The sequence below is a fragment of the uncultured Gelidibacter sp. genome (genome assembly GCF_947500795.1).
Taxonomy (GTDB): Bacteria; Bacteroidota; Bacteroidia; order Flavobacteriales; family Flavobacteriaceae; genus Gelidibacter.
Genome location: NZ_CANMTE010000001.1, coordinates 447,281 through 460,003, shown reverse-complemented (window position 1 = coordinate 460,003; position 12,723 = coordinate 447,281). Strand labels below are relative to the sequence as shown.

General features: G+C 37.8%; 13 protein-coding genes. 5 read left to right on the top strand and 8 right to left on the bottom strand.

Annotation, left to right across the window (positions count from 1 at the left end; all coding sequences use genetic code 11):
* Positions 1 to 40 precede the first annotated feature (40 nt).
* The 3 genes from Q0947_RS02025 to Q0947_RS02015 all read right to left on the bottom strand — a co-directional run bounded on the left by Q0947_RS02025 (position 41) and on the right by Q0947_RS02015 (position 3,199).
* A complete protein-coding gene (locus Q0947_RS02025) occupies positions 41 to 388 on the bottom strand; it encodes a four helix bundle protein (protein WP_366915483.1) in 348 nt (115 codons plus the stop codon).
* Positions 389 to 610: 222 nt separating this feature from the next.
* The gene (locus Q0947_RS02020; RefSeq protein ID WP_299390715.1) at positions 611 to 1,663 is read right to left on the bottom strand and encodes a hypothetical protein; all 1,053 of its coding nucleotides are present in this window, start codon (positions 1,661 to 1,663) and stop codon (positions 611 to 613) included.
* A 192-nt stretch (positions 1,664 to 1,855) separates the two neighbouring features.
* Positions 1,856 to 3,199 (bottom strand): microtubule-binding protein, encoded by a 1,344-nt coding sequence (locus Q0947_RS02015; RefSeq protein ID WP_246923889.1) that lies wholly within the window; start codon positions 3,197 to 3,199, stop codon positions 1,856 to 1,858.
* Positions 3,200 to 3,374: 175 nt separating this feature from the next.
* Between Q0947_RS02015 and Q0947_RS02010 the strand changes: the two genes are divergently transcribed.
* Both Q0947_RS02010 and Q0947_RS02005 read left to right on the top strand, forming a co-directional pair.
* Positions 3,375 to 4,160, top strand: coding sequence for an MBL fold metallo-hydrolase (locus Q0947_RS02010; protein WP_299390709.1), 786 nt, complete (start codon positions 3,375 to 3,377; stop codon positions 4,158 to 4,160).
* 162 nt (positions 4,161 to 4,322) lie between these two features.
* Complete coding sequence (locus tag Q0947_RS02005) at positions 4,323 to 4,520, top strand: hypothetical protein (RefSeq protein ID WP_299390707.1); 198 nt, start codon at positions 4,323 to 4,325, stop codon at positions 4,518 to 4,520.
* Positions 4,521 to 4,605: 85 nt separating this feature from the next.
* Here the strand turns inward: Q0947_RS02005 and ettA are convergent, their stop codons facing one another.
* Positions 4,606 to 6,297, bottom strand: coding sequence for an energy-dependent translational throttle protein EttA (ettA, locus tag Q0947_RS02000; RefSeq protein ID WP_299390704.1), 1,692 nt, complete (start codon positions 6,295 to 6,297; stop codon positions 4,606 to 4,608).
* A gap of 96 nt (positions 6,298 to 6,393) precedes the next feature.
* Positions 6,394 to 6,576, bottom strand: a complete 183-nt coding sequence (locus tag Q0947_RS01995; protein WP_066435655.1) for a CAL67264 family membrane protein — start codon at positions 6,574 to 6,576, stop codon at positions 6,394 to 6,396.
* A gap of 310 nt (positions 6,577 to 6,886) precedes the next feature.
* Between Q0947_RS01995 and Q0947_RS01990 the strand changes: the two genes are divergently transcribed.
* Positions 6,887 to 8,065: an MFS transporter gene (locus Q0947_RS01990; RefSeq protein WP_299390696.1), complete on the top strand. Its 1,179-nt coding sequence runs from the start codon at positions 6,887 to 6,889 to the stop codon at positions 8,063 to 8,065.
* Positions 8,066 to 8,161: 96 nt separating this feature from the next.
* On the opposite strand, the gene Q0947_RS01985 is transcribed toward Q0947_RS01990, so the two are convergent.
* From Q0947_RS01985 to Q0947_RS01975, 3 genes are all read right to left on the bottom strand, one after another.
* Positions 8,162 to 8,599: a MarR family transcriptional regulator gene (locus Q0947_RS01985; protein ID WP_299390693.1), complete on the bottom strand. Its 438-nt coding sequence runs from the start codon at positions 8,597 to 8,599 to the stop codon at positions 8,162 to 8,164.
* A 106-nt stretch (positions 8,600 to 8,705) separates the two neighbouring features.
* Positions 8,706 to 9,272 carry an NADPH-dependent FMN reductase gene (locus Q0947_RS01980; protein WP_299390691.1) on the bottom strand — a complete coding sequence of 189 codons (567 nt, stop codon included), beginning with the start codon at positions 9,270 to 9,272 and terminating at the stop codon, positions 8,706 to 8,708.
* Between the two features lies 1 nt (position 9,273).
* A complete protein-coding gene (locus tag Q0947_RS01975) occupies positions 9,274 to 9,630 on the bottom strand; it encodes a DoxX family protein (RefSeq protein WP_299390688.1) in 357 nt (118 codons plus the stop codon).
* Between the two features lie 167 nt (positions 9,631 to 9,797).
* Here Q0947_RS01975 and Q0947_RS01970 point away from each other — a divergent pair, with 167 nt between their 5' ends.
* Both Q0947_RS01970 and Q0947_RS01965 read left to right on the top strand, forming a co-directional pair.
* Positions 9,798 to 11,426, top strand: coding sequence for a carboxyl transferase domain-containing protein (locus tag Q0947_RS01970; RefSeq protein ID WP_299390686.1), 1,629 nt, complete (start codon positions 9,798 to 9,800; stop codon positions 11,424 to 11,426).
* Positions 11,426 to 12,715 (top strand): nitrate/nitrite transporter, encoded by a 1,290-nt coding sequence (locus tag Q0947_RS01965; RefSeq protein ID WP_299390684.1) that lies wholly within the window; start codon positions 11,426 to 11,428, stop codon positions 12,713 to 12,715. Before Q0947_RS01970 ends, Q0947_RS01965 begins: the two co-directional genes overlap by 1 nt.
* Positions 12,716 to 12,723 lie beyond the last annotated feature (8 nt).

The following is a 12,723-nucleotide window of genomic DNA, read 5'->3' as shown; positions in this document are numbered from 1 at the left end:
AGTCTTCAGTCTTCAATCTTCAGTTTTTAGATTGCCGTTATTAATTAGATCCAAACTTTTCTGGATGATTTATCATATAATTCAAGAGTTTTCCAATTTCTTCACTTTTCAATTGTAACGCTGCTCTCTTTTGCACATCAATATAATGACAAGCGAATGCAAAATCCAACCATAACTGTGTTTCGGAATTCTCACTGTCAGCATCAGTCAATTTGCTTTTGAAATGCTTTTCATATGGTCTCTTCCGGTAAGCTTCAGCAATCGCCGAACATACCGCTCTACTCGATCGCACCATTTGAGATGTCAACATGAACTGCTTTGAATTAGGAAAGCCTTTGGTCAGATGAAAAATTTCCATCGCTAAATCAAATCCTTTTTGATATGCCATTAGCTTTTTAAAACTCATTTTATTTTGTAAAATTTTCAGTCTTCAGTCTTCAGTGTTCAGTCTTCAGTCTTCAGTGTTCAGTGTTCAGTGTTCAGTGTTCAGTGTTCAGTATTTGGTTTTCAATCTATAGTGTTCATCATAAGTTTAATCTTCTTTCTTTACAAACTGTTTACTGCCTACTGTATACTGCCTACTGCCTACTGAAGACTGCCTGCTGCCTACTCAATTTTTCATATCCGCAATCTGAATAGGCGGTTTTGCCAATCCATTCATAATTTCTGGTCTTTTACTATATAGCAATTGAATGATGCGATGCGGGGCCAATACGTAACTTTTATTGTCGGGTTGGTTCCATCGTTGTAAGGTTTGCTTTGAAAAATAACCGCCTTCTGAGAATTCGCCTCCGGACGACACTTCATCAATTTTTAATGATAAAACATACGATTCTAAAGGCACATCTTTTGCTGCAATACTTTCTAATATGGTATGAGTAATCAGGTTTTCATCTTTAGCAAACACGTTATGGAAAGGCCCTAAATCGATACGTTTGATGTGTTTTGGTTTGATGTCTTTTAATTTTCTATCAATGCCGTAGGCCATTACATCCAGATTCATTTCTCTATCTGCAGTGGTTTTAAGCACTTCATATACCAGTTCTTTGACGGAATCTATGTTACTACCCTCAAAATCGAAATACATATAGCACACAAATGGACGGTTGCAACCCACATCAAAGAAACTCCAACTGGTCATAAATGCGCCTTCAGAACCTTCAGGCGCCTTAATGATCTTACCTTGAACAAACCGATTGAAAATAAATTTTTGTTCTACAGATGTGTAATACACAATTGAAGCCGCTTGGAACAATTTGGTTCTGCTCACGGGTTCTTTTTTCCTCAATAAGGTGTCTAAAAATTCTTCCTGAAGTTCACTAACATCTTTGAGTTTATTGACGTAATTCTCTTTTAAAGACAAATCGTTAAAAAGATAACGGAACTCTAAATAATTAGGAAAACCAGACTCCGTTAAATCCACTCTCATATGTTCCTCTTCGTCATACATGTATTTGACACGCATGGCTTCAATAGAATACAACAGCAAATCAGCATATTGTTTAAAGAAAATTATCTCTTGCGTGGTACACAACTGATTTTGTTGCGCAGTTACAATTAATTCCTTTAAAGCAAAATCGACCATTTTATGATAGAATACATACTGCGACTTAGAATCGAGGTAGGCAGAATCTAATGGTGTTACAATGTGATTTATGGACACTTTAGTATGGTTAAAATGAATATTGAAGGTTTAGTATTGTAAGCCTAAATTGCATTTTCAATCTGGAGTTGCGTTAAGTGTTGCAGCGGCATCCTTTTTTCTATTTCAGAAAAAAGATACAGCGGAAAACCTGACCACGCTTTTTTGCGTGGGAACGCCCAAATTAAACATCAACCCTATTCAGCTTTACTATTAAGATAACAACTCGTCGCCTGAATTTTCAGGTTTAGGCGTTGGTTTGCTAGGCTCCGGAGTTCCTGAAGGTTTGGTAGCATCTGCCTTATAGTAATCTTCAAAAATCTCTTTCATGTCGATGCCATAACGCTCCGCAAAATTCTTTTGAATGTCGCTGTCTTTAGCGCGAATTTCCTGTAAAGCCTCAGCATAACTGCTGTATACACCTTGCATCACTTTTTCGTGCACCGGAATGTTTTCCATCATTTCCTGACGTGCTTTAGCACTTGCGGTATGCATTGAGGCTAAAGTTTCGCCAATATGCTCATCGGTCTTAACTCCCAAATGTTCTAAAATAGCGGCAAATTCCTGATCGGTACGCGCTTTTAAAGCCACCACATAACCGTCATAATATTTTAGACGCTCTTCCGTATCACTTTTTAATTTGGCACGGTGGGTTTGTAAATTGCTGCGTAAAGAGGTCAACACTTTAATGGTCAGATTATGCTTGTGCACAAAACTGTCTTTACTGGCCGCCAGCGTGGTGTAGGCATTTTTAAGACCTTCCAACTCCTCAATTTTTTGCTCTAGCGTGGTTACTTTACCTACGGCTTGGGCGTAATCAGCAGATTGTTTATCTACAATTTCTTCCAATTCCTGACGTGCCTGTCTCAACAACGCATAGTCTTCATCGAGCTTTCCTTCTACTTCCTTCTTTTTTTCTAAGGCGCGGGTATGATTTTTAGTCGCTTCAACAATCGCCACTTGAAGTTTATCTTCCACTTCTTTGATTTCAACTTCTCTATTTTTTAAGCGAGAAACTGCAGCTTGACTCTTAAATGATAATTCGCTTAACAAGGTTTGTACATCGGCGCTTTCAATACGCTCCTGAAACATTGCCTTGGCTTTATTATCAGCTCCTGCGCGTACTTTTTCGGCTTCTTTAAATTCTTGTTCTTCTTTTTTAATTCTGCTTTTACGTCCCCACAGGTTATTCCACCAAGTATCCGGTTTGTTTCGTGCATCTTCCAATTCAATACGGGCACGTTCTAAAGCTTTCTGAGCCTCGTCTATTACGCGTTGTTCATCGGCATTTAGAGACGAGAACTTTTCGAATATGATACCAACTTCATCCTGATAATCGGTTAAATCCTTAATGGCGTCCAACAAGGTAGTTCTGTCTTTTTCGGCCATATGTACCACATCATCCAACGTGGCATTCAGAATTTTTTGACGCGATTGCGGATCTTCTTCTTGAGCCAATTTAGATTTCATGGTATCAATTGCTTTTCCCCAATTGACATCTACTTTTCCTGTTTTTTCGTTGGAATTGGTTTCTAATAAATCAAAATCATCAGACATAGGGTAACTTGTTTTAGTGCGTTGGACATATTTTAGTAAGTAGCAATTTCGTTAAAAAATATCGGTTTCAAAATTATTACTCCTTAAATTATTGGTAGTGATTATTAGTAAATTGTTACACTCTTTTCAAATATGTTGAAAAGTCAGTATATTTAAGGAAATAAATTTCCATAAAATGAAACGAGCACTCTTTATTGCCGCACTTAATATCTTACTCCTTTGTAGTTGCAAAAACAGCACTGAAAAAGTTGTTGAAATGGCTTCAGAGACGGCCAATGACATGCATAAAACTACGGCGCCAGACTCCATAAACATCATTCCGATAAATCACGCAACGATGATTTTGGCCCATAAGGATGTTGTTATTTATGTGGATCCTGTTGGAGGAACGGAAGCATTTGCTGAACAGGAAAAGCCAAATTACATTTTGATTACGGATATTCACGGCGATCATTTTGATGTTAAAACTTTACAGGCCATGACTTTGGACTCGACAATTCTAGTGGTTCCGAAAGCGGTAAAAGTTAAATTGCCTGAACTTAAGGTTAAGAATTTGGTGGTGATGAAAAATGGCGATACAAAAAAATTTGAGGACTACGCCATTGAAGCGATTCCGATGTATAATTTAAGACCTGAAGCCTTAAAATTTCATGAAAAAGGGAGAGGTAATGGTTATGTATTAACTCTTGGCGGACAAAGAATTTATATTTCTGGTGATACTGAAGATATTCCGGAAATGCGACAACTTAAAAATATTGATATCGCCTTTGTATGTATGAACTTACCGTACACAATGACTGTTGAAAGTGCTGCAAGCGCTGTACTAGATTTTAAGCCGAATAAAGTATACCCTTACCACTTTAGAGGCACCGAAGGCATGAGCGATGTGAACCAGTTTAAATCGCTCGTAAAGAAGGAAAATTCCGATATAGAAGTGGTGCAATTGGAGTGGTATAAATAGCAGATTATCGATTAATTCTATCGATTAAAAACACACTGACTTCATAACTTTTTTAGGATGAAATAGTTACCGAATAAATTAAAAGTGTATATTTGGTACCCTAACCAAATCTAATTGCATTGAACCATGTTCGCTATTGACTATAAATTAAATACACTTCTGATGGTCAGCACAGAACAACTTACAGTAGTCTTACTCATTACTGCAGCTATTTTTTTGTTTTTTATTGCCATAGCTGTGATCAAAATGTACAAACTTAAGGCTGAAAATAAACGTCTGACAGAAAGCGATGCTTTTAAAGCTAAAGTTGATGAAGGCTATAAAGATTTTACTGAAGGTCATTTATATGACAACAAGTAAATTTTAGGAAGCTTCACTAATTCGACTAAGGAATAGAATAATTTAAAATAAAAAAAAAGCCGCTCAATGAGCGGCATTTTCTGTATTAGCGTACTAACTTTTTATACTTAATTCGCTTAGGCGTCAAATCGCCACCCAAACGTTTTTTCTTATTTTCTTCGTATTCACTAAAACTTCCTTCAAAGAAATAGACTTGCGAGTCACCTTCAAATGCTAGAATATGCGTACAAATTCTGTCTAAGAACCATCTGTCGTGACTAATCACTACCGCACAACCAGCGAAGTTTTCAAGACCTTCCTCTAACGCTCTTAATGTATTAACATCCAAGTCGTTAGTAGGCTCATCTAAAAGCAATACGTTACCTTCTTCCCTTAGCGTCATCGCTAAATGCAAACGGTTACGCTCACCACCAGAAAGCAATTTTACTTTTTTGTTTTGCTCACTTCCCGAGAAATTGAAACGGCTTAAATATGCTCTTGAATTGACTTGCTTACCTCCCATCAAAATCAACTCTTGCTCATCACTAAAGTTTTGCCAGATTGACTTTTCAGGATCAATATTGGAATGTTTTTGATCTACGTAAGCCAATTTTGCAGTTTCGCCTACAATAAATTCGCCTTTATCTGGAGTTTCCTCACCCATGATCATTTTGAAAATTGTGGTTTTACCAGCACCATTTGGACCAATAACACCAACAATTCCTGCCTGAGGCAAGTTGAAATTTAAATCTTCATAAAGCAATTTATCTTCAAAACCTTTACTGACGCCAACGGCTTCAATAACATTTGTTCCCAAACGTGGTCCATTAGGGATGTAGATCTCTAATTTTTCGTCCAGTTGTTTTTGATCCTGATTCATCAGTTTGTCGTAGTTGTTCAAACGCGCTTTTTGTTTCGTTTGACGTCCTTTAGCACCTTGACGCACCCACTCCAACTCACGCTCAAGTGTTTTTTGACGTTTAGAAGCTGTTTTGCTTTCTTGCGCCATACGTGTAGACTTTTGATCTAACCAAGAAGAATAGTTTCCTTTCCACGGAATACCTTCACCTCTATCCAATTCTAAAATCCAACCGGCAACGTTATCTAAGAAATACCTATCGTGCGTTACGGCAATAATAGTACCTTTATATTGAGATAAATGTTGCTCTAACCAATGCACAGACTCTGCGTCCAAGTGGTTGGTAGGCTCATCTAAGAGCAATACATCTGGCTCTTGCAACAGTAAACGACATAAAGCCACACGGCGACGCTCACCACCAGAAAGGACACCAATTTTCTTATCGCCATCTGGAGTTCTTAAGGCATCCATGGCAATTTCCAACTTGGTATCCAATTCCCACGCATCAGAAGCATCAATTTTATCTTGCAATTCGGCCTGACGGTTCATCAATTTCTCCATCTTGTCCGGATCAGAATACACTTCTTCCAAACCAAACATATCGTTGATTTTATTGTACTCATCAAGAATAGCAACGGTTTCAGCTGCACCTTCACGTACCACTTCCATTACCGTTTTATCATCATCCAATTGCGGCTCTTGCTCTAAGAATCCTACAGAATAATCCTGAAGAAACGTGACGTCTCCTTGATAGTTTTTATCCTGTCCAGCAATAATTTTTAAAAGAGTGGATTTTCCTGAACCGTTAAGTCCTAAAATTCCAATTTTTGCTCCGTAGAAGAAGCTCAAGTGAATATTTTTCAAGACTGGCGTATCAGCGCCTTTAAAGGTCTTTGTAAGACCTCGCATCGAGAAAATTATTTTTTTGTCGTCGCTCATTTCGAAAATAAGTTAGTTGTTATTATACAATTATAATTCAAGCATAACACTAGCTTGAATGCTTGGTATGGACTGCAGATGATAACCGTGAATTAGTTATACCCGTCCTTTAAGTGCGTTGAAAACCCAGGCAATGGCGAAGAAACCAATACCCACTGATGCAAAGCCGTACCCAGCGACATCATCATATCTGAATGCGCCAAGAGCGATTAATGCTACTCCAACTATAATCATGATTGTTGTGGCCCAAGCCAACACAGTATTTTTATTCATTGACATAAATCTTCATTTTTAAGGGAATTACAAATATCGATTATTTTAACATAAAATCGCCCCTAAAGAGGGATTTTAAAAGGATTTTTATAAAAAACCGATCTTCTTTAAAGTTATACTTATTAAATGCTTTTTAGCTTATTAAAAATAACATATATTTAAAATATCAGCTATTTTACTGTGTTTCCCATAATTTAATCAACCTAATATTACCAACTCTCAAATTAACTTTTAATTATCAGGAATTGTGCTTCCAACAACAAGCAAGACCTTAATTTTGCCGCTTATTTTTTTCAGCATAAAAATTTTTTACGACATGAATAAAGCTTTATTATCATTAGCTATTGGTGGGTTTGGAATAGGACTAACGGAATTTGTCATCATGGGTATTTTACCCGATGTCGCCAATGCATTCCATATTAGCATTCCCGAAGCTGGACATTTCATTTCAGCCTACGCTTTAGGTGTCGTCGTTGGTGCGCCAATACTTACCGGATTTGGAAGTAAATGGCCTGCTAACAAAGTTTTATTGGTGCTCATGTTGTGGTTTACCGTTTTTAATACGCTTTCAGCTTTTGCCACAGGATATAACTCTTTTATGGCATTACGCTTTTTATCAGGGTTACCTCATGGTGCATTTTTTGGAATAGGTGCAGTAGTCGCTGGGAAATTATCCAAAAAAGGTAAAGAAGCACAGGGTATTGCCATAATGTTTAGCGGACTGACCTTTGCGAACCTTCTCGGTGTACCTTTAGGCACGTATTTGGGTAAAAATCTCGATTGGAGCATGTCATTCCTATTAGTTGGTGCCGTGGGTGTTGCGGCCGTTTTAGGCGTTAAATTCTGGATGCCTTTATTAGAGAAATCGTCAGAAACTAAATTTTTAAGCGAATTAAAAATATTTAAACGCTTAGAGCTATGGCTCATCATATTACTAACAACCATTGGTACGGGGGGATTTTTCGCATGGTACAGCTATATCTCACCTTTAATAACAGAAGTTGCAGGACATGCTGAAAACGTAGTGGCCTATGCGATGATTTTAGCAGGTTTAGGAATGGTCATCGGTAATTTTGTTGGCGCCAAACTAACTGAAAAGTTTTCACCATTACATACCGTTACACTTGTCTTGGTTTGTATGGCCATTTCCCTATCGCTCAATGCCTACTTGGCTTCCGACAAAATAATGGTATTGGTAATGACCTTTATTATAGGAATTGTAACGTTTTCAATTTCCACGCCTATACAGATGTTGATCATAAAAGCGTCGAAAGGATCGGAAACATTGGGTTCTTCACTAAACCAAAGCGCTTTTAATATAGGAAATGCCTCCGGCGCCTATTTTGCAGGATTACCTATCGCGATGGGTTACGGCTACACATCAGCAGATTGGGTTGGAGCGGCCATGGCTGGCACAGGCGTATTGATAGCTATAGGCATTTTAATGTTGAAAAAACGGCAGACTAAAAACGTAGAAAAGCACTCATTTTCATAAGTGCTTTTCTATACGATCTGAAGTTTATGATTATGCCATAGGCACTTCAATAAAGACTATTTCTGACGCTTCAGTTGTTGATCCTGCATCTTATTACTAACGCATCTTATCTAATAAATCACTCAGAATCTGTGCTTCTTCTTCTGTGATATTTTCTACCAATTCATCATTAAAATCCTCAGAAATTGAATCCAACAGAGCCTTTCCTGTATCGGTAATTTCAATATAAACCACACGCCTGTCGGTTGGTGAAGGTAAACGAACAATGCACTCTTTTGCACACAATTTATCCATTAAACGTGTTACATTGGGCGACCGGTCGATCATCCGATCTTTAATAGTCTGAACTCTTAACGGTTCATTGGCGCCTCTCAATATTTTAAGAATATTGTACTGCTGTGGAGAAATTCCATAGGGTTTGAAAAACTCATTTTGAAAACTCGTAATCCAATTGGCGGTGTACAACACGTTGATCAGAGCCTTAATTTTAGCATTGGCAAATTTAGATTTTATGTCTTTTGATAAATCTCCCATAGTTCAGTTGCTACTATTCAAATTTTCATTCTTCATATTATTACACAAAAAACACGCAATCACTTTAGCGTTACTATTGCAATTTATGAAAGCCTTTTTCAGGGATCTACTGGTCGGCTTCGGTCTGTTCCAATTCCTTTGCAAAGACTGCCTGATGTAAAGTTTTGATGGCTGATTCCAATTCGGAATTTAACGCAGGTTCAACGAGCTCACCATTCTTAAAATTATCGGCAAAATTTGGTAATGAAAACGTTGCAACAATATCTGCATTATGTCTCGGAAATCTATCTTTTGCCATTCCTAACACTGAAGCTCCTCCTCTTCCGCCAGGGGAAGCGGCCATTAACAACATAGGTTTGCCCATAAATGTTTTTTGTTCTGCGCGTGACATCCAATCAAATATATTTTTGAAAACTGTTGCATAGGCACCATTGTGCTCAGCAAGAGAGATGATAATTCCGTCAGACTTTCTTATATATTCTAGAAATCTTTGAGCATTCTCAGGAATTCCTATCTCCTTTTCTAAATCGACGCCAAAAATTGGCAATTCAAAATCATTAAGATCAAGAATGGTGGTTTGAACGTCTTTTACCAAGCTGGCAGCATAGGTAGCCAATTGCTTATTAATCGATTTTGAGCTGTTACTTCCTGCAAATGCGATGATATTCTTCATATTATTGGGTTATTTTTTTGTTGTAAATATAAGAAACCGTCAATAAAACAAGCGCAATTAAAGCTGCCATTTGCTCTCCATCCCCAATCATATAGTGTGCGAAGAAAGCCAAAATGAATGCAAAAAAGTAGCCTGCATACGCCCATTCCTTTAAAATTTTAAAACCAAGGCTCCACAGTGCAATCAATCCTAATAGCTTTAATACAGCATAAGGATAGATAAGATATGTTGGGTAACCGAATTGTGTAAACATTACAGATACTTCATCATAATTAAAAAAATACATACCTGCCGAAAAAAGCAGCAATAGTGTCAACAATCCTGTTGAGGCGTAATAAACAATTTTATTTGTCTTCATGAACGATATAATTTATATTCCATGGCAAATATATAACAATAATTATTATCTTCCAAGGAAACTATATCCATGGCAGGTTATTAAATAAATAATTCTGTTTTAACCTAATTTCCTACTTTTCTATAACTTTTAAAGTTCGTATTTTAGCGTCAACTAAAATATTTGTAATGGACCTTAACTTCAATAAAAACGAAGATCACAATAAACTTCTACTCTCTGCTTTACGTCAACGCCTTGCCAAAGTAAAATTAGGTGGCGGACAAAAAGGAATCGATAAACATCATGAAAAAGGTAAAATGACCGCTCGCGAGCGCATAAATTATCTTTTAGACCCTAAAGCGAAATCGATTGAAATTGCTGCTTTTGCTGGCGAAGGCATGTATGAAGAACATGGTGGCTGCCCTTCTGGAGGTGTGGTTATCAAAATCGGCTACGTTAGAGGCAAGCAATGTATGGTTGTGGCTAATGATGCGACGGTTAAGGCGGGCGCTTGGTTTCCTATTACGGCAAAGAAGAATTTGAGAGCTCAGGAAATTGCTATCGAAAACCGATTACCAATTATTTATTTAGTGGATTCTGCAGGTGTTTATCTGCCAATGCAGGATGAAATTTTCCCTGATAAAGAACACTTCGGACGTATTTTTAGAAATAACGCCATTATGAGCAGCATGGGCATTACTCAAATTGCTGCGGTCATGGGCAGTTGCGTTGCCGGTGGTGCCTATTTACCAATCATGAGCGATGAAGCCCTTATTGTTGACAAAACTGGAAGTATCTTTCTTGCGGGTAGTTATTTAGTGAAGGCGGCAATTGGCGAAACCATAGACAACGAAACGCTAGGTGGTGCAACGACACACTGTGAAATTTCTGGTGTTACTGATTATAAGGCCAAAGATGATAAGGATGCGTTAGACACTATCAAAAATATTATAGATAAGATTGGCGATTATGACAAAGCCGGATTTAACCGCGCCAAAGCCGTAAAACCAAAGGAAAATCCTGAAGATATTTACGGAATTCTTCCTAAAAGCCGCGCTGAACAGTACGATATGTATGAGATTATCAAACGTTTGGTTGATAATTCAGAGTATGATGAATATAAAGCAGGCTACGGACAAACCATCATTACAGCTTATGCAAGGATTGATGGTTGGGCAGTTGGGATTGTTGCCAATCAACGTCAACTAGTGAAAACTGCAAAAGGCGAAATGCAATTTGGTGGTGTCATTTATAACGACTCTGCTGATAAAGCCACGCGTTTTATAGCGAATTGTAACCAGAAAAAAATTCCGTTAGTCTTTTTGCAAGATGTGACTGGATTTATGGTGGGCAGTAAAAGTGAACACGGCGGAATTATTAAAGATGGCGCTAAAATGGTAAATGCGGTGAGTAATTCTGTTGTTCCAAAATTTACTATTGTAATTGGTAACAGTTATGGTGCCGGAAACTATGCGATGTGTGGCAAAGCTTATGATCCACGATTGATTGTGGCATGGCCAAGTGCTGAATTAGCCGTGATGAGCGGAAACAGTGCCGCAAAAGTATTGTTACAAATTGAGACCGCTTCTCTTAAAAAGAAAGGCGAAACCATAACCAAAGAAAAAGAAGACGAACTTTTCAAGAAAATCAAAGACCGTTATGATGACCAAGTGTCGCCTTATTACGCAGCGGCCCGAATTTGGACCGACGGCATTATCGATCCTTTAGATACTCGAACTTGGATCAGTATGGGAATTGAAGCTGCCAACCACGCTCCTATTGAGAAGAAATTCAATATGGGGGTACTACAGGTTTAATGGAGGCTAAAAAACCAAAACATTCACTATTTATTATCCTATTATTAATATTAGCAGGGGAGGCCATATTTGTGCTTCCCTTTGTTTTGGCACGAATATTTAGACCTACATTTCTAGAGATTTTTAATATTAACAACTATGAATTGGGCAGTTGCTTCTCAATTTATGGAATCGTAGCTTTACTTTCTTACTTTTTCGGGGGTTCATTAGCCGATAAGTATGCGCCAAGAACCTTAATGGCTGTTGCACTATTGATGACTGCACTGGGCGGGTTCTATATGGCGACATTTCCATCTTATACTGCATTAAAACTACTTTTTGGTTATTATGGTTTTACCACCATTTTTTTGTTTTGGGCACCTATGATTAAAGCCACAAGGGTTTGGGGCGGACAGGACAAGCAAGGGATGGCCTTCGGATTTCTAGATGGTGGCAGGGGCCTTGTTGCTGCAAGTTTTGGATCTCTTAGCGTTTTAGTATTTTCATATATGCTTACAGTAGATGTTTCAGAAGCCTCGCTGCCAGAACGGCAAGATGCTTTTAAATATGTTATTTGGATTTCTTCTGGAATAGTTACTCTGATTGGAATTCTTGTTTTTTATTTTCTTAAACCATTATCTGACAATGCCGAAACCAGCATTACAAAACGTAAGGTTTATACGCTTGAAAATTTTAAAGCAGTACTAAAATATCCTACTGTTTGGCTGATGATGCTTATTATTTTATGTGCTTACGTAGGCTATAAAATCACAGATATTTTTAGTTTGTACGCTAAAGACGTGTTAGGGTTTGATGCCATAAAATCAGCTGAAATTGGCACATATTTACTTTACATACGACCTGTGACTGGAGTTGCCATTGGATTTCTGGCGGATAGAACACGGGCTTCCCTATGGATTGTTATTGGTTTTGTCATCATGTTGCTCAGCAGTTTACTTTTTGCTTCGGGAATTATTTCAGATCATACTATTGGTCTTTTTACCGTATCCATTATTTTTATGGCGATTGGAGTTTATGCCACCAGAGTTCTTTATTTTGCCATCATGGAAGAAGCCAATTTACCTTTGGTTATTACGGGAACTGCTGTCGGATTTATTTCAGTAGTGGGTTACACTCCAGATGTTTTTGCTGGCCCCTTGATTGGCTTGTTGTTAGATAATTCACCAGGAGAGTTAGGACATCAGCACGTATTTTTAGGGATGGCAGCTTTCTCAATTATCGGTTTTGCAGCAGCGCTTGCATTCTCGTTGTTGACCAGAAAAAAAACTAAAAGCGCTAATTCAATTTAGTGAACTAA